This is a genomic window from Pirellulales bacterium, assembly GCA_035939775.1.
Classification (GTDB): domain Bacteria; phylum Planctomycetota; class Planctomycetia; order Pirellulales; family DATAWG01; genus DASZFO01.
Map to the genome: position 1 here is coordinate 1 of DASZFO010000021.1, position 17,593 is coordinate 17,593.

The window sequence follows — 17,593 nt, forward strand, 5'->3', positions numbered from 1 at the left end:
GTTCCATTCGTTCGTCCCAACTGAAAGTTGATACGCCCGCGACTTGCAAATCAGCCGCTGCAAGCTCTGCACGTCGAAGCCGCTGGCGATGAAATCGGCCGTCAGCTTGTCGAGCAGCTCCGGATTGGTCGGCGGATTGCCGGCCCGGATGTCGTCGATCGGCTCAATGAACCCGGGGCCCATCAAGTAGCTCCAGGCGCGATTGACGTAGCTCTTGGCGAAATACGGGTTCTTCGCCGAGGTGGTCCAATGAGCGAACTGCTCCCGGAGATTGTCGCCTGCCGAGGGCATGTCGTCGTGCGTGTAAGGAAATTCGGGCGTTTGGACGACCTGCGTCGTCGGGTTCCGCACTTCTCCAGTATCGCCGTCGAAGATCACCTCGCCAAGCGCCTTGCTCCCCTCGACGTCGGTGCCGCCGACCTTGACCTTTGCATATTGCGGATCGTCCTTGTGGCCAACCTTGGCGAAGAAGGCCGCGAGCTTCCAATGTTGGTTCTGCGTCCAGCGCTCGAACGGATGGTCGTGGCACTTGTTGCAATTGAACCGCACCGCGAGGAAGAGCTGCGTCGTATTCTCCATCAGATCGCCCGGGTCGCGGAGAACCTTGAAATACGAGGCGGGCGGGTTCTCGATATTCGATCCGCTGGCGGTCAGCACCGCATAAGCGAATTTATCGTAGGGCATGTTCGTGGCCACGGCATGGCGAATCCACTCCCGCAGCGCCGCCGCGCCCTTCTCCCCCAGATACTTGTTGTTCACCTGGAGCAAGTCGGCCCATTTGTTCGTCATCTGCTCGACATACGGCGCGCTGCCTACGAGGCGGTCGATCAACTCGTCGCGCTTCAGCTTCGTCTCGCGCAGGTCGGCCAGAAACGCGCGGACCTCGGCTGACGTCGGCGGCAAGCCGGTCAGATCGAGATACACGCGGCGGATGAACTCGGCATCGGTGCAAAGCCCGCTCGGCAGCGTCTTCACCTTCTTGAGTTTGTCGTAAACGAGCGCGTCGATGTAGTTGTTTTCCGGCTGGTCCTGCCAGACGAAGCTGCTGCGATCGCCCATGACGGTTACGGTCGTCGCCGTGTAGTTCCCTTCGTAGCGCACGAGCACGGGGGATTCGCCGCGGCGCAGGGCCGTGATTAGCCCGTGCTTGTCCGCCTCGAGAATCTCGATGTTGCCGCTTTCGATGAAGGCCTCGGCCGTCACGTCGCGCACCCGGCCGTCGGCATACGTGGCCAGCACGCGGAATTGCTGTTGCATCTTCGGCAGCGGAATAATCGGCGCGGCCGGCTGAATCTCGACCTTCGCCACCCGCGGAGCATCTCGATCGAGCTTGGCCCCCTGCGCGATCCAATTCTTGAGCAATTCATAGCGCGGCTCGCCCGGCCTGATCAGCATTCCGCCGACGTGCGGCACCGAGCCGCTCGGCTTGAGCAGCATCAGGCTCTGCTCGGGCATCGCTCGATTGAACCGCCGGGCGGCTAGATCGTCGGTGAGCGCGAGATGATCGAAGACCGGATCGTATCCGCGCAGCGAGAGCTTGAAGCCGTTCTTCCCCTGGGCCGAGCCGTGGCAGGTGCCCGCGTTGCAGCCGAGCTTCGAGAGGGTCGGCATCACGTCCTGAACGAAGCTCACCTTCTGTGACTTGGCGGCGTTGGTCGCGGGCAGCGACGCATCAACCGGCCGGTCAGCGAGCGAATCCTCGATCTTCGGCACCGGCGCAAATTCGTTGATCAGCTTTCCCGTCTGCGCATCCATCAGCACCACTTTGCCTGAGAAGCCGGCGGCGGCGACGCGCTTGCCGTCGCGGCTGAAGCGCGCGGCGTAGATCGGCCCCGGCTGGCCGTCGAATTTGCAAACCAGCTTGCCCGAGCCGGCCTCGTAGACGCGGATCTCGCCCGTCTCGTCGCTGCTGCTGCCGGCGACGATCCGCTCGCCATCGGGGCTAAACTGCACGGCATAAATCCGCCCCGGCAGGGCGTCGAACGCGCGGATCAGGTTGAAATCGTCGCCGATCACCCGCGCCTTGTCGGCCGGACGATACATGCGGTAAATCTTCGGCACGCCGTCCGCCCCGCCCACGACCAGCTCATCCTTCTTCGGATGCCGATCGACCGAAGCGAGACCTCCCTTGAGCGCGCCGGGCGTGATGCTCGTGATGTTATCGACGAATCGCTGCGTGGCCACCTCGATCAACTTCATCGAGCGGTCGCGGCTCACCGAGACGAGGTGCGACGAATCGGCTGAGAAGACAGTGCCCAGCACCCAATCGTTGTGCGCGCCTTGGAAGAGCACCTGCTTGCCCGTCTTGGCGTCGATCGCGCGGACCGTGTTGTCCGCGCAACCGAAGGCGATCCGAGCGCCGTCTGGGGACCAGCTCACGCCGTAGAGCGTGTCGTAAGTCATCGGCACCGAGAGGGCCAGCTTGCGATCGGCGACGTTCCAAATCTGAATCTCGCCCAGCCGCGCCGGCGAGCCTCCCGCGACGGCCAGCCACTTGCCGTCCGGCGAAAAGGCCAGCGATTGCACCCGCTCGGAAAGCCCGACCAGCCGGCCGGCCAATTCCGACCCGTCCGCTTTGTGCAGCAGCACTTCGTGATAACCCGACACGGCCAGCAGCATGCCGTCGGGCGAGAAATCGAGCGCCGAGAGCACCGGCAGCCCGCGATAGACGGGCGGATGCTCGGCATCGAACGTCACCGCGGCCGAAGCAGGCGTGTCGTCTGTCGCTCCTTCGCGAATCCAGCGGGCGATCAATTCGATCTGCGCGGCGGCCAGCGGCGGCTGCTCCTTCGGCATCTCCGCCTTCTCCGCGCCGTCCTTCCCCTTGGTCGGCGCGATCATCTTGACGAGGTTGCTGGCCTCCGGCTTGCCGGGCACGATAGCCGCCTCACCGCTCTCGCCCCCTTTCAAGAATGCCGGGAACGGCGACATCACATACTCGCCGCCATGCTTGGCCGGCTGATGACACCCCTGGCAATGCTCCTGAAGCACAGGCCGCACTTCGCGAAAGAAGCTCGCCTTCGCAGGCACCGCACTAGCCGGCTTCGCCTCATCCGCTCGCGCCGCGCTAGCTATCGCCAGACCAACTAATGCAGCGAGCGACACCAATCTGAGATTCGAAACCTGGAATCTCGAATCTGAAATCCGAGATTCAAAATTTCTTGCGGCGACGATCCGAAAAGCAGCCATGCGCAGTACCTTTTTCGGCAAGTCGGCGAAACTAAGCGAACGCGAACCGGCAGTACAATCGGTTCACAGCAAACGAGGCGGGACAATTCAGGCGAGCAGCCAGACTGTACAAGAATCGCCGCCGGAACGCCGCCAACCAATCCCGGCCGACCCTCGAACTCTGGCTACCACGATTCTAGCCAAATCGTCCGGTCACTCGCAAACCGATTTCTTCAAAAAAGCGGTAAATCACCGTTTCACGTTGAAAATCGGCTGCCGCGACCGAATTAGTTCTAGTTCGAGGGCCTTACGGGTTCTCGTGCCGGTGCCGTCGGCGAGAATCTGAATTTCGAGATGAACGTCAGTGGCACCGAATTCCCATAGCCAGCGTGCCAGCCCCTTGTTGTCGGAATGGTCGAGATGTTTTGTCAGCCGCTTTTTGAGATTCTCCGTTTCGCCTACGTACAGCAGTTGCCTTGCCGCAAACAAGAGATAAAGGCCGGGCTTCGCAGGGATCACGTCCACGATAAGTTCATCTGCTCGAAGCACTCGAACTTCCCGCGGCGGGGCGATTCTCGCGACTATCTCCGGAGCGAGCTTTTTTGTCTTTCGTAGATTGAGCGCCGCCCAACGGTATTGTAGCGGATTGAATCCGGGCGCGATCCTCGCCGCCAAGCGATCAAATTCCTCTGCCAATCGGGGATCGCAGATTACTTGATCGAGGCTCACGCCGTCGCGACGTTCCAGAAACCGTACCGCCATCTCCGCGGCGAAACGGAATTCTTCCTGGTCCGCGATTTGGGTTCGCTTTGACCTCGGCAGGCCGCTCAATCCACTTGCTTTCCGCAGATTCAGCAAAGTTTGATTCAGCGCAGCGGCAGAGTCATCGAGTCCACGGGCTCGGCATTCCTCCACGAAGCGCTTGTTCAATTCCGGATCCGCAACGACGCGATCCACCGCAAAACCATTCGAGGCCGCGACAAACGCGGCAACAATGCTCGATCTCATTTCAAGCGGCAAAGTTCCCGAAGATTCCATTGGGGCCGATACTTCCTGACGAAGCAGCTCTGCCAAGCGAGAATCTCCCCTGGACGCGTGTTTGGAAAGGAGCGTGCCTGAACGCCGAGATCATTGGCAACGTTAAGCCACACCATTCTCTGCTCCTGACCAAATTGATTTCTAAGTCGTTCTCGAAGGTTTAACGTTGCCCCGACATAGAGGCTCTGGAAACGATTCGCGACGACATAGACACCCGGTTCGCCTCGAATTACGTCAGGATCAAATCTGAGAAGCGGCGTGGCAGGCGCCAATGTTGCCGGTGCTTGGAGTAATGCGCCGCGGCTTCGCGCTAGCTTGGCACGCTTCCGAAGCGCGAGCGCTCCCCATCGATTCATGAACGAATCCAGCCCCGGAGCGAACTGAAATGCGCGATTGTCGAACTCGCGCGCAAGGTCAGGATCGCAGAGGATTTCGTCGAGACTTACCGCAAGCTTGTCATCCAGCATCTTCTTCAGCGCGATCTCGCTGGCAAAGAGAAAATGGTCGCAATCCTCCCAGGAGACATCGCTTCGTCGTGTCGTGGAAATATGCTTGAGCTTTCCGGCCTTTCTGAGACGAAACAGGATTACGTTCCAGGTTCGTGGGTCGCCGACGATCCCTAGTCGTTCGCATGTTCTGACAAACTCGCTATCTAAATCCGGATTGGCGACCACGTAGTCCGCTGAGTAGCCGTCATGGACGCGCTCGAATGCTTCGACGACACCGCGCAGCATGAATTTTGCCTGATTTCGCTCGAATCGCTTTTCTCGTGATCGGATTTCGCCATTTACATTCGCCCCGGAATGTCTTGCACGCGGCGGCTTATTCTGCTTTGGACCGCGAAGCCCCGGCCTGCCCACGTTCGTCGTCGGCGCGCTCATCGTCGGCTCGGGGGATCCATCAAGTCGATCGCCCACTCGAATCCCCGCGAGTCGCTGTTGGCCGAGCTTGACGTAGTCGGCCGAGACGTCGAATCCCAGGTAGCGCCGGCCCAGTTTCTTGGCGACGGCCAACGTCGTCGCGCTGCCGGAGAATGGATCGACGACGAGATCGCCTTCGTTCGAACAGAACCGGATGATGCGCCCGAGCAATTGCTCTGGCATCTGGCAGCCGTGGAACCCGGCCCGCTCTTTGAATGTGCCCGCGACGCGGGGAAAATACCACGTGTGTTCGTTTTCTTGAAAGCGCTCGGCCAAGTCTTGCGGACGAAGTGTCCAGGTCTGTTCATTGTCGCTCGGGGGAGCAAAATCGCTCGGCGCCCAAGTCTCGTCATCGGCAACCATCTCGCCAACAACGTCCGCCGGGCGAATGAGCCACGTATCGTCCGGCAGCCGCCCCCGCGGATTCGCCCGCTTGTCGGCATAGACAAGCTGCCGGGCCGACGGGATGCGATTCTCCAGGTCTTCGTCGCGGAACGTGAAGTCGTTCGCGTCCTTCACGAAATAAAACAGATGCGCGTGCGAGCGCGTGAACTTGTGCGAGCAGTTCACGCCGAATGTGTAATACCAAACGACCCAACTCCGCGGGATGAATCCAATCCGCTGGCTTTCCAGCTTCAACTCGGCGGCATATTCGTCGCCAATCGCCAGCCAAAACGTCCCCCGCGGGCTGAGCGCCCGAAACACGCCCGAGATCCAGTCGCGCGACCAGGCGAGATAGTGGTCTCTTTCAAGCCGGTCGCGGTAGACATCGTAATCGTAGCCGATATTGAAGGGCGGATCGGCGAACACGAGGTCCACGCTCCCCGCTTCGAGCGCGTTCAGGCCGGCAATGCAATCCCCGAGTTCGATCCGATTGAGCAATTCGTCCTTCATGGCGAAGTCTCGTCGTATCTTGTGTCACCAAAACCGCGCTCAGTATATTCAATTCCTGCCACAGTGAATACGAGGGGCCAGCAAGGAGCACATCGCGACTGCGGTTGACAAGAAATTGGTCCAGTCCGATGCTATTCTGCTTCCGCGACGGTATGCAAATGGACGGAGCCTGAACATGAAAGCGATATTTGGAACGTTTGCCATTTTCGTTACAGCGCAAGCGATCCTGGCCGGTTTTGGCATCGGCGAGGGCTTTTTGATCCACTTGGCGATTCCCGCGGTTGATCTGAATGTCGCGATTTTCGTCGGCGTGGCGGCCGCGATCACGATGGCCCACTTTATGGTTCAAGTCCTCAATGCAGTGGCCTCGCGACGCCTCGACGAAGACGCTTCCGAGAATCGCGAAGACGACGAGGCGCCCCCGACTTTCTACGTGCCCGTGCCTCCGATGCACCGGCAGCGCCCGCGGCGGAAAAAGAAGTGAAGCAAGTCCAACCGGTGGGTGGCCGGGGCTGGACCGAAGGGAAGCCCCGGTTCGCGGGCCCACCGGGGCTTCGGCTGCGCCTCCAGCCCCGGCCACCCCTTCACGCCGCGATTTGTTAGGGGCCCTAAGAATTCGGCGTGAAGGCGACGTCAACCCAGTAGTTGCTCTCGCGCGCGGTGAGACCGGGGAATCCGCCTGGACCGTATCGGTACACGCCGTTGCCGCCTCCCGCGACGTTCGATAGCGCGTGAAGCGGGCCGTTGGTCGCGCCGGCGTTGGCGAAGAAGCCGATATCGTCGGCGTAATTGCCGTTGGTCGTGTGGTACGAGGCGATGTAGGTCGTGTGGGCCTTGATCGCGACGGGATTGGAGAAGTTCACCTGCTGCCAGCCCGAGGCTGTTTCGTTCGTGAAGGTCGCGGTGGCCAAGAGCGCGCCGTCGGCCGACCAGAGATCGGCCACGTGCGGGCCGGTGTTTGTCGCCGACTTGTAGAACCGCAGGCCGGTGATGAAGCCATCAACGTCGCTCTGGAATTTCATCCCCAGCTCGACCGACTGCGCGTCGGACGTATTGGTCCAATGCGGCAGTGTCGCGTCGGTCCACAGGCTAAATGAGCGCTGCACCGCGGCGATCGCGTCGGCCGCAATGCTCGAAGCCGGCACGTTGATGACGATCGTGGTGCGGCTGGTGCCAGCGCCGGGGCTGACGCTGAACTGCTGGACGGTCGTGCTGCCATCGGGACCGGTGACGGTGACGGCATACGTCCCCGCGAAGCCGCGGAAATCGAGGTTGCCGGCGCCGTTGGTCGCGCCGTCGGCGATCGTGGTCCACTGGTGCATCAGGTCTTCATAGCGCTGGCCGTCGGCGTTCAAGGTCCAATCGAGATTGACCATCGCCGCGGTTGGGCCGCGCCATTGAGAGCCGGCCCAGAAGCCCCACATCACGATTCCCTGCACGCTGGGATTGCTGAAGGCCTCACGATATAGCGCTTCCATCTGATTGGCCCGCTGGTTCGGATCGGCGTTGGCGGTGTCGAACTCCGTGACCCAGATCGGCAGGCCGAGTTGGCCGAGGCTGTTGAGCTTGGACTCGACATCCCGCGGATTGATGCTCCCGAAAAAATGCGCCTGCACGCCGATGCCGTCGATCGGGGCGCCCGCCGCCAGCAGCGATTGGATCTCTGCCTTGTAGGCAGCCGTGCTGTTGCCTTCGATGGCGTTGGTGTCGTTCGTGAAAAGCTGGGCGTCCGGATCGAGGGCGCGGGCCTCCTCGAAGAGCCACGGCAGAATCCAGTTGGTGAGCCGGCTGCTGAAGAAAGTCGCGTTCAGCATCTCGTTGTCGACTTCCCACTGCGCGAACGTGCCGTCGAAATGGGCCACGACGCTTTGCACGCGCGCTTCCAACGCCTGGAACAACGCCGGCGGCGAGAGTTGCTTGAGCCACGGCTGAACGATCTGATTCCAACCCCAAACGATCGAATGGCCACGAAGCGTAATGTTGTTGGCCGCGGCGTAGGCGGCGATCCCGTCGGCCACGTTGTAAAGCACGTTCCCCTGGGTCGGCTCGTCGGCATACCAATTCGATTCGTCCTCCATCGTTGCCCAGGAAAAATGGCTCTTGAAGAACGCTGCGTATTGCGGATTGACGAGCACGTTGTTGTTGATCGCCGAGCCGAATGCGAACTGGCTCTGCACCTCGCGGGCGTCGATCGTCACGTTCGGCACGGGATTGCTGAACTGATCGACGACCTGCACCTCGGCATTCCCCTCGCGAATCTGATTGATCCGCGCGTTTTCCATTTGCGTCCAGGGGTCCGTCGAAACGGCCGGCGCTGGCGGGGTTGCCGCGTGCGCGGCAGGGCCTTGCTTGAACGATTGCTGCACCTGCGCGGCGGCGATCACCTGACTGAAGATCTGGATGTCGTCCAACTCGCCGGCGAAGTAGGCCGCACCGCCCGACGTGTGCTCGATCCGGCCGATGCTCGTGAACGATGACGTGATGCCGCCCGTCCGGCCGACGGCGCTTCCATCGAGCAGGCCATCGACATACACCTGCTCAAGCCCGCTGGTGGCGTTGCGAGCGAGCGTGATGAAATGCCAACGGCCGTCGTTCACTGCGTGGCTACTCGCGGCCGTGACGCCCGCGCCGACGTGAATGTGTCCCGTCGAATCGAGCCAGCCCCAGCCAATTTCATTGTTCGAGTCGGGGTTATGCACGCCGGCGATGCCGGGCGCCGTGGCCGTGGCGGCGGTGCCGACCTGCGTCGTGAGCATCCAGAACGACATCGCAGCCGTGCCGCCGAGCCAGCGGCTCAGATCGAGGTTTGCATTGACGTAGCTGCTCTGGCCGTCGAAGCTCAGCCCAGTGCCGACCCGGCCGGGCGCCCAAGTCGCGCCGAAGTCCGTGGCATTGCGGCCGTTGCCAGAGTAATCTGCCGCAACGTTTCCCGCTCCTTCGTCCAGCGGCAGCCAAACCTCTGGTGGCACCATCGCCACGCTCTTGGCCGCCATCATCCACCGCGGCTCGAGCGGCTCGCCCCCGCGCAGCCGCCGACCCGAGCGCCGCGAATTGCCAGTTTTCCGCTTGGCAACGCTTCGCTTCGTAAACCACCGCCCAAAATCAATCAAACTAGGCGCCACTTCAACGATGTCCTCTCAGTCCCCTATAGTAATTGGGAATGATGGGTAATTGGGGAAACAGCGGTAAATTTCCGGTTCGTGGTGCTGTCAGGTGTTCCGGGGGTAACGATCATGCTTGGTACGAGCGGCGGCGAGTGCCGAAGAAAGTGGGCAGTTGGCAGTAGCCAGTCGGCAGGGCGCGCGAGTTCGCAATCGTTAGCCCCGCCGCTCGTGGCGGGATGGCCCTGTCGAAAGGTCCGATGGGGGACTCTCCCCTTTGCCCAGGCGGACTTCGGATCGACTCTTAAAGACGGGCGCGAATGACGTCACAAAGCCCGGCGCTTACTGGACGCGGGCGGAAAACCAATAATAAAATGGGGACGATTGAGGAGCCTGCGGCCGTCCCGATTTCAGTACATCTGGGAAATCTCGGCGAGGAGGTCCATCATGAAGCGCCGTGACTTTCTGGTCGCCTCGGCGTCTGCTTCCGCCGCGCTGATGCTTCCAACCCGCACTGACGCCGGGCCGGGATGGGCGAGCCCGGCTGCGGCGATCAAGGCGCCGCGGGAAGGGTTCCTATTCGTAAGTTGCACTTATGCAAACACGGGCGTCAAGGCGGCCGACTATTTGGCCGTGGTCGACGCTCGGCCCGAGTCGAGCACGTATTCGCAGGTCGTGCATCGCTTGCCGATGCCGAATGTCGGCGATGAGCTGCATCATTACGGCTGGAACATCTGCTCGGCCTGTCATGGCCGGCCCGGCGATCGGCGGTATCTCATCATTCCGGGCTTGAAGTCGAGCCGGATTCATATCGTCGACGCCCTCGATCCGCTCAAGCTGAAGTTGGAGAAAGTAATCGAGCCAGAGGAGATTGCCCGGAAGGTCAATTTATCCGCGCCGCACACGGTGCATTGCCTGCCCGACGAATCGGTGATGATCTCGATGTTGGGCGACTCCGCCGGCAATAGCCCCGGCGGCTTTCTGCTGCTCGATCCGAAGTTCGAGATCGTCGGCCGCTGGGAGAAGGAGGCGGCGGGAGTGAAATACAATTACGACTTCTGGTATCAACCCCGTGCCGGCGCGATGATCTCGACGGAATGGGCCGCGCCGAACACTTTCACCGGCGGCTTTAATCCCGATGACGTCAAACGCGGCAAATACGGTCAGCGGCTGCACGTTTGGGATTGGAACTCGCACGGGCTGCGGCAGACGATCGATTTAGGAGGCGAGGGCTTGATTCCGCTCGAAATCCGGTTTGCCCACGATCCCGATAAAACCCATGGCTTCGTCGGCGCGGCGCTTTCGAGCACGATCTGGACATTCAGCAAAGAGAAGTCGGGCACGCCCCCGCCGTGGAAAGCCGAACAGACCATTGCTGTCAAGCCGATCGTTGTGGAGGGAAAGCCGGTGCCGGGGCTGATCTCCGATCTGGTGGTTTCGATGGACGACCGATTTCTGTATTTCGCCAACTGGCTGCAAGGGGATGTCCGGCAATATGACGTCGCCAATCCATTCAAGCCGAAGCTAACGGGGCAACTCTATATCGGCGGACTCGTCGGCAAAGCTGGCTCCGTCCATGGCAGAAAGCTGGCGGGCGGCCCCCAAATGCTCCAGCTCAGCCTGGACGGCCGGCGGCTTTATGTCACCAATTCGCTGTACAGCACTTGGGACAATCAATTCTATCCCGAAGTCGCCAAGCAGGGCTCGTGGCTGGTGCAGATCAATTGCGACACGTCGCGGGGCGGGCTGAGCGTCGACGAGCGGATGTTCATCGACTTCGGCCGCGAGCCGAACGGCCCGGTGCGAGCGCATGAGATTCGCTACCCCGGCGGCGATTGCACCTCGGATATCTTTACGTAGCGGGCTGGCGCCAAGAACTGCTGGCGACTCTGTTGCGGCATGGTCTCCCGACCACGACGCAGTGCGCGACCAAACGTCTCCCCACGAGTCGTCGGCACTTTTCGGGAGACCTTCAAACGGGTCGGAGTTAGAAGAGCGAACGCTGCAAGTCGATCGTGGTTCCCAACAGCCGAGCGAGTTCGTCGGCCGGAACCCGCATCAACTCCGCCGGCTCGACCTTATAAAGACCGCCGCCGTAGACTCTCCCCGCGCCGGACAATTGCCGCGGGCAAATTGCCGCCAGCGCCGCCAGCACTTCGGCGCCGCGCGCGGCGACCGTCGCTGCCACGTGCGGCTTTGGATAGAGGAGCAGATACACATTGGCCGCAATCGCGCCCGATTTATTCCAAATGAATCGAAACGGCCGCTCGACGCTGCGCCCCATATACGTGCAGAGCAGCGTGGGCACGGCTCGCTTTTCCTGCGAATACCACGGCGAGCGGCGGCTCGTCAGGAATCCATCTGCAATTCCTTCCTTCTTGCCCGACTCGAGGTAGCTCCAGAACCGCGGCCATTTCTCGCGCACGACTTCTTCCGCAAATCGGCAGTCGATCAATGCCAGTTGCCGATCGAGCACGGGCCATCCGTTCGCATCGGCTTCGATTGTCTGGTGCGCCAGAAAGCGCGGACTCGGCAGAATCGGCCGCACGACTTCCAGCGGAATCCCCAGCCGGCGCAGCTCCGACTTCGGGACGATGAAAAACGAATTGGCACCGGTAGCGATTCCGCGCTTCACGGTGAATAAATCGCCAAGTGTGACGTGCGCCCGCTGAAAGCCGTTGCGAGCTTGGCGCGGCAGAGATGTCCATTTTCTCGTCTCGCGAAGCTCGGCCAGCGAAATGCTCTGCGACTTGGCCGGCTTGGCCAGAGTTCCGCCAAACGAAACGACGGTCTTGTGGTCCGGCTTTGGCGCGGATTTCTCAAAAACCACGATTGCTGACGAAACGAGCGCGTCGTCGAATTGCACGTCGGACGGGCAAAACCTGTGGATGCGAAGCAACGACACCTGCTCGGTCAGATAGCGCTTGACCTGGTCCCCGTAATTCACATCCATGAATTCGGACGGAATGAGCCAGGCGGCAATCCCGCGCTCGGCCATCCACGAATGCGCGATCAGCAGGAAGTAGCAATACAGCCCTGACAGCCCGCTCAATCGCAATCCGGTGGCCTCGAACGCCAGTTGCATCAATCGCTGCTTCTGCTTGCCGGTCAAGTGGTGGTGCCGCACATAGGGCGGATTCGTCAGCACGACGTTATACAGTTCGTCCGGCTTTCGATCGGCGAAATCGCCGCGAACCACTTGCAAACCCCGCTCCGCCCAAATACTCGCGGCAGCATCTGCAAACAGCTTGTCGATCTCGATTCCCGTCGCGCGCTCGATGCGATCTGCTGGAAATGCCTGCATGAGAGCGGCAAAAAAGGACCCGGTGCCAATGGCCGGATCAAGAAACGCGAACCGCCCTTTGCGCTTCCGAGAACCGCCGGGGACTGTCCCCTTTTGTGGAGCGGGCACCATCGTCCGATGGTCGGGAGCAAAAGGGGACTGTCCCCCTCTCCGCGCGCGGTTCTCGGATAGGCTCTTAACGTGATTCCAAACGAACTTCGCGATATCGAGCGCCAGTGCCGGCGGCGTCGCGAATTGCCCGAGCTTATTCCGCTCTCGCGCAGTCTTGAGCCGATCCAATCGCTCCTGCTCCAAGCGCCGCAGCGATTCGCTTTCAATGATCGTGCTCATCCGTCAAATCCCGAACTGCTCGAAGTCGCTGATCCGATGTTCCCACGCCCAATCAATCCCATCTTGCGCTTCGTAGCCAAGATACCCGGCATCGAAATAACCGCACAAGAAGACGAGGTAACAGAGGTTCTCTCCGAACATCGCCTTGAGCTGGCTGTATTTCTTGGCCTCTTCCTTCCGGCGCTTATTGGTGTTCGTGAAGTCGCCCGCCGACTTCGCTTCGACGAGGATCGGCAATCCGTCGGGCCGCAACGTGTGCGGCTGAATCATTGCATCAACCGACACGTTGACTTTGTGGACAGCGGTTCCCGTCAGAACGGAGTAATGGATGCAAAACGTGCCGGGCTTCATCGAAGCGAGCGGCATTCCGGGCGGGTGTGGCTCCCTCTTGTAGCCCTTCTTAATCAGGTATGCCTTAATCTCGGCGAGCTGGCGCTTCTCTTGAGCATTCCTGATGATGGGATTGGCTACCGCCCCGGTCAATCTGTCGGAAACGATCGTTGCCGCCCGATGCCGCTCGTCTTGGGTGGGCTCCCGTTTCTCCGAAATCCACAGGAAGATGTCCGGATCCAGCAGTTGCCTGACCACTTTCACGATTCTCGCCAAGTGCTCGGTCAAAATCGGCCCCGCCATTTTGACGGCAAGCTTGTTCTCCTCCATGCTCGCGACCAAGCTCTTGCTGCTATTCGCGAGACCAACCAGTCGATCGACGGCGAGCGGCGGGCAACACGACATGCGGAGCGTCGGCAAAAGATTTGGGTACGATCTCAACAACTTCGGCGACAGACCGAGCAAGTCGTTGCTGTCCAAAATGGCTTGCTCAACAATCTGTGTTTGCTTGACGCGGGTTTCCCGAAACGCCTTCGGAGCAAACTTCATGAACCACTTGTTGTAATGATCGACCGAGGCCAGCGTGTCTTGCTTCCAGAGATGAGGCTTGTCGCGATTCACGGGCATTGGCGCGCTCGATCGAAGATTTCAAATCCCGCGGCCGCGCCAGGTCTTTCGAGGCGGCGGCGGAGCCGCAAAACGTTCGCGATTCAGGCAGGTACGCATGTCCAGTATAATGAACCGGAGACGGTCGTCCAGAGGAAGGAATATCGCTCCTAAAGCTTCGGATCCAAGGGTGAAGCCCTCTCCCGCAAGCCGCAAGCGAATGTGCACGGTCAAGGGTTTACTCTCATGTCGCCGCTCCGTAACAAATCCCAAAACTATGTCCCGCTCAAGCGATCGAGCACGGCCTGCCAGCCGGCCTCGAGGCCGAGCTGTTTTGCCCAGCGGTCCACGTAGTCGATATCGATCTCATCGCCGCTCACGCGGAGCATGCTGGCGATGTCGCGAAGATGTTTCTCCGATCCGCCCACTTGAAAATACCAGAGCTTGCCGATAATCACGTCTTCCGGCGCGGCGATGAAACCCTCTCGATCGGGAAGAATCCATTGACGAACTCGCCGCGCCATTTGGCTTCGGCCCCAAGCATCGTCGCGGGCCATCATGAAGTCGATTTTGTTTCCCGATGTCGGGTGAAGCACGTTAAACTGGCCATGCGACAGCACCGCCTGCCGCGCGGCGGATTCGCTCACGTAGAATTCCGGATCGGGGAATGCGCGGCACAATCCATCGACCTCGACGGCGCTCAGTTGCACGACGATGTCGATGTCGTGCGTCAGGCGAGGCTCTCCGAATGCCGCGCTGGCGATCGAGCCGACCAGCATGTAGGCCAGGCCCTGGGTCTCAAGCGCGTCGATGACGAATCGCAGCAGGTCAGCTTGATCCAAGGCGGCGTCTCCGGGCGATTTCGGCCGCAATCCGTGGGGCGCTCCAATCGGGATGGCGCGAGCGAAGATGGGCTTCGAGCAGCAGGCGCATGGTCCGTTCGGCGTCGAAAACCATCGCGATGCGCTCCGCGGGCACCTTCGCTCGCAGAATCGCGACCATTTGTTCGTCGAGAAGTTCGACGCAGGGGCGACGTTTGGGAGCGTTCAGATTGACGTCCTTAGAATGCAGGAGCGTGCGATTGGCGGGGTCGAGGGTCGTGTCGCGGAACTCTTCGGCGTTCATTTCGCCGAAGCCCCATGTTCAATCACCGCAGGTCGGACCGGGAGCAGAGGGATTGCCGGACTCGCTCGTTCGGCCAGGTAGTCGTCTAGCATATCCTGGGCGTCGAACTTGATGCGGTGCTGCCGGCAGAGTCGCTTGGAGTCCTCGAGAGTGTCGATGGCTTTGTCGAGATCGCCCGCGTCGCGGTAGAGAATCGCCAGTAGGTCCAGCCGATCGCTTAGATCGCTATAGTCGCACCACTTGAGGATTTCGGATTTCTGTGGAGAGCGTTCCGCTTCGTCGAGCAGCATCTTCATCAATTCGATCTCGCGCCGTCTATGCTCGATTGCTTTGTCGAAATCCTCTCGTACCTCGTAGACGATCGACCAGCACTCCTGCCGGAGGATGCTTTCACGGTCGTTCGCGACCTTTTTCAGCAGAGGCGCCAGCCGTCGGCAGATTTCTCGGGCTCTGCGGCGATCTCCGCGCTCGTAGAACCAATGCAGCAATTTGCCGCGAAGGTACTTGATTTCGTCCCACGGGCCGGTGAATTTTCTCCGCGAACGTTCAGGTTCGTTTGTCATCTTTCGGCCTCGGTCGGGTCGGTCTGAGATCGGAGCGGAAGCGTCGCACGGGATCAGGCAGACTGTCCCACAATTCCCATTCCTCCCTTGCCGCTTTCTCCTCTTCCTGTCGCCGTCGCACGGCAATTTTAGCAAATCGTCGCTTCTTCTTGGGCTGACTTTTCCGGGCGTGGCCCCGGCCTGGAGTGTGTTTGGGACGACCCTTTCTCATCGTCGAGAACTCGAATCCCAAACGGCGCTGAAACTGGCACTATCCTGCTAGACCCATTCTACACCGCAGTCGCTTCCTTACACATCCAAATTCCGCACTTCCAAGGCGTGCTTCTCGATGAATTCGCGGCGGGGTTCTACTTTGTCGCCCATCAGCACGCGGAAGAGGTCGTCGGCCGCAGCGGCGTCGGTCATGGTCACTTGCAGGAGCGTGCGGTTGGTGGGGTCGAGGGTCGTGTCGCGCAGCTCTTCGGCGTTCATTTCGCCCAAGCCCTTGAAGCGCGTGATTGTGAGGCCTTTTTCGCCGGCCGAGCGGATCGCCGCCAGCAGGCCGCGGAGATCGGATAGGCCGACCGTGTTCTCGCCGCGGCGGAGCGTGTAGCGCGGCTCTTCCGTGCCGGTCCGCTCTTGCGGGATGAGCGACTGGATGTCGAAGCCCATCTTCTTCAGATCGGCCAGGAGCGTGTTGATCGACCGCACCTCGTGCAGCTCGACGATGTGCAGCCGGCTGGCGCGCGGGACGCCTTCCTCGCCCGCGCCGTTCGTGGCCGCGCCGTTTGCAGCGGCGCCGTTCGTCGCCGGGGCCTGGCCATCGGTGGGGCGCGAGGCCGAGACCTGCCGATTGGCGCCCGAGAGCGACGTGTCGGCCACCGTCAGCTCTTCGCCCGAGGCTTGCTCCTCGCGGGCGACGAAGGCATCGAGGTCTTCGCGGCGTGTGTACCAGGATTCCACGCCGCCGAGAAAGACGTGGTAGATCGGGAGCTTGCCGGTCGCCGGGTCTTGCCGCTTGGCATGTTCCCTGAGACCGATCCCGCGGCGCTCGAGCGCGATGAGCGCATCTTCCAACGCGGCCAGCGCGCGGCAGAGCTTCTCCATGTCGGCGCCTTGAATCTTCCGGCCGTCGCCCGGATCGAAGATCCCCTCGCCGAGCCCCTGCTCGAGAAGCTGGGTCTTCATTTCCTCTTCGGTTTGCACGTAGTAGGTCGTCTTCTTGCTCTTCACGCGGAACAGCGGCGGCTGGGCCACGTAGACATGCCCGGCGGCGACGAGCTGATACATCTGGCGATAGAAGAAGGTCAGCAGCAGCGTGCGGATGTGCGAGCCGTCGACGTCGGCGTCGGTCATGATGACGATTTTGTTATAGCGCCGCTTGGCCAGATCGGCCTCGTCGCCGATGCCGCTGCCGATGGCCGAGATCATGCTGCGGACCTCTTCGTTGGCGAGCACCTTGTCGTCGCGCGATTTGTAGGCGTTGATGATCTTGCCGCGCAAGGGGAGGATGGCCTGATATTCGCGGAGCCGGCCCCCTTCGGCCGAGCCGCCGGCCGAATCTCCCTCGACGAGATACAGTTCGCAGCGGGCGACGTCGCGGCTGGTGCAATCGCGGAGCTTGCCGGGCAGCCCGCCGCCGGAGAGGGCGCCCTTCCGCTCGCGGAGCAGGGCCTTGGCCTTGCGGGCGGCCTCGCGGGCTTCGGCAGCGAGGACCGCCTTCGAGGCGATGATTTTCGCGATCTTGGGGTTTTCCTCCAGATAGCTCGTGAGAAAATCGCCGACGGCAGAGTTGACGATTCCTTCGACCTCGGGGTTCAACAGCTTGAACTTGGATTGCGACTCGAACGTCGGCTCGGGCACGCGAACCGACACGATCGCCGTGAGCCCCTCCCGGAAGTCTTCGCCGGTGGGCGCGACGTCCTTGAAGATGTCGTTCTTCTTGCCGTAGGCGTTTAGCGTGCGCGTCAGTGCGGTACGGAAGCCGGACGAGTGCGTGCCGCCGTCGGGCGTGTTGATATTGTTGGCATAGCAATGCAGGTTCTCGGTGAACTCGGTCGTGTATTGAAAGGCCACCTCGATCTCGATCTCGTCCTGCGTCTTATGGATGTAGATGATGTCGGCATGGGCGGCGTCGGTCGCGCGATTGAGATATTCGACGAATTGCAGCAGGCCGCGGTCGTATTGCATCGTCTCGCCGTCGCCGGTCCGGTCGTCGCGAAAGACGATCTTCAC

General features: G+C 61.1%; 12 protein-coding genes. 2 read left to right on the plus strand and 10 right to left on the minus strand.

What is annotated here, in order from left to right:
* The 3 genes from VGY55_00910 to VGY55_00920 form a co-directional block, all read right to left on the minus strand.
* Positions 1-3,030 (minus strand): DUF1549 domain-containing protein (locus VGY55_00910; GenBank protein ID HEV2968513.1); only part of this gene is annotated, 3,030 nt, incomplete at its 3' end.
* 387 nt (positions 3,031-3,417) lie between these two features.
* On the minus strand, positions 3,418-4,176 hold the full coding sequence (locus VGY55_00915) for a GIY-YIG nuclease family protein (GenBank protein ID HEV2968514.1): 759 nt from the start codon (positions 4,174-4,176) through the stop codon (positions 3,418-3,420).
* Positions 4,173-6,020, minus strand: coding sequence for a DNA methyltransferase (locus tag VGY55_00920; protein ID HEV2968515.1), 1,848 nt, complete (start codon positions 6,018-6,020; stop codon positions 4,173-4,175). Before VGY55_00920 ends, VGY55_00915 begins: the two co-directional genes overlap by 4 nt.
* Before the next feature lie 175 nt (positions 6,021-6,195).
* Between VGY55_00920 and VGY55_00925 the strand changes: the two genes are divergently transcribed.
* Positions 6,196-6,504 (plus strand): hypothetical protein, encoded by a 309-nt coding sequence (locus VGY55_00925; protein ID HEV2968516.1) that lies wholly within the window; start codon positions 6,196-6,198, stop codon positions 6,502-6,504.
* Between the two features lie 124 nt (positions 6,505-6,628).
* On the opposite strand, the gene VGY55_00930 is transcribed toward VGY55_00925, so the two are convergent.
* The gene (locus VGY55_00930; GenBank protein HEV2968517.1) at positions 6,629-9,142 is read right to left on the minus strand and encodes a DUF4082 domain-containing protein; all 2,514 of its coding nucleotides are present in this window, start codon (positions 9,140-9,142) and stop codon (positions 6,629-6,631) included.
* A gap of 426 nt (positions 9,143-9,568) precedes the next feature.
* On the opposite strand from VGY55_00930, the gene VGY55_00935 reads away from it, so the two are divergent.
* A complete protein-coding gene (locus VGY55_00935) occupies positions 9,569-10,981 on the plus strand; it encodes a selenium-binding family protein (GenBank protein HEV2968518.1) in 1,413 nt (470 codons plus the stop codon).
* Between the two features lie 127 nt (positions 10,982-11,108).
* Here the strand turns inward: VGY55_00935 and VGY55_00940 are convergent, their stop codons facing one another.
* The 6 genes from VGY55_00940 to VGY55_00965 form a co-directional block, all read right to left on the minus strand.
* Positions 11,109-12,755 carry a class I SAM-dependent methyltransferase gene (locus VGY55_00940; GenBank protein ID HEV2968519.1) on the minus strand — a complete coding sequence of 549 codons (1,647 nt, stop codon included), beginning with the start codon at positions 12,753-12,755 and terminating at the stop codon, positions 11,109-11,111.
* A 3-nt stretch (positions 12,756-12,758) separates the two neighbouring features.
* Positions 12,759-13,712 (minus strand): XamI family restriction endonuclease, encoded by a 954-nt coding sequence (locus tag VGY55_00945; GenBank protein ID HEV2968520.1) that lies wholly within the window; start codon positions 13,710-13,712, stop codon positions 12,759-12,761.
* A gap of 254 nt (positions 13,713-13,966) precedes the next feature.
* Positions 13,967-14,533, minus strand: a complete 567-nt coding sequence (locus VGY55_00950; protein ID HEV2968521.1) for a hypothetical protein — start codon at positions 14,531-14,533, stop codon at positions 13,967-13,969.
* The gene (locus VGY55_00955; protein HEV2968522.1) at positions 14,520-14,816 is read right to left on the minus strand and encodes a hypothetical protein; all 297 of its coding nucleotides are present in this window, start codon (positions 14,814-14,816) and stop codon (positions 14,520-14,522) included. Before VGY55_00955 ends, VGY55_00950 begins: the two co-directional genes overlap by 14 nt.
* Positions 14,813-15,379: a tetratricopeptide repeat protein gene (locus VGY55_00960; GenBank protein ID HEV2968523.1), complete on the minus strand. Its 567-nt coding sequence runs from the start codon at positions 15,377-15,379 to the stop codon at positions 14,813-14,815. Before VGY55_00960 ends, VGY55_00955 begins: the two co-directional genes overlap by 4 nt.
* A 288-nt stretch (positions 15,380-15,667) precedes the next feature.
* The coding region (locus tag VGY55_00965) for a toprim domain-containing protein (protein ID HEV2968524.1) at positions 15,668-17,593 on the minus strand (1,926 nt) is incomplete at its 5' end.

Excerpts from the sequence above, each read along its gene's own strand:
- VGY55_00960 (HEV2968523.1), bottom strand. The coding sequence starts at position 15,379 with ATGACAAACGAACCTGAACGTTCGCGGAGAAAATTCACCGGCCCGTGG.
- VGY55_00955 (HEV2968522.1), bottom strand. The coding sequence starts at position 14,816 with ATGAACGCCGAAGAGTTCCGCGACACGACCCTCGACCCCGCCAATCGC.
- VGY55_00935 (HEV2968518.1), top strand. The coding sequence starts at position 9,569 with ATGAAGCGCCGTGACTTTCTGGTCGCCTCGGCGTCTGCTTCCGCCGCG.
- VGY55_00915 (HEV2968514.1), bottom strand. The coding sequence starts at position 4,176 with ATGAGATCGAGCATTGTTGCCGCGTTTGTCGCGGCCTCGAATGGTTTT.
- VGY55_00925 (HEV2968516.1), top strand. The coding sequence starts at position 6,196 with ATGAAAGCGATATTTGGAACGTTTGCCATTTTCGTTACAGCGCAAGCG.
- VGY55_00920 (HEV2968515.1), bottom strand. The coding sequence starts at position 6,020 with ATGAAGGACGAATTGCTCAATCGGATCGAACTCGGGGATTGCATTGCC.
- VGY55_00945 (HEV2968520.1), bottom strand. The coding sequence starts at position 13,712 with ATGCCCGTGAATCGCGACAAGCCTCATCTCTGGAAGCAAGACACGCTG.
- VGY55_00940 (HEV2968519.1), bottom strand. The coding sequence starts at position 12,755 with ATGAGCACGATCATTGAAAGCGAATCGCTGCGGCGCTTGGAGCAGGAG.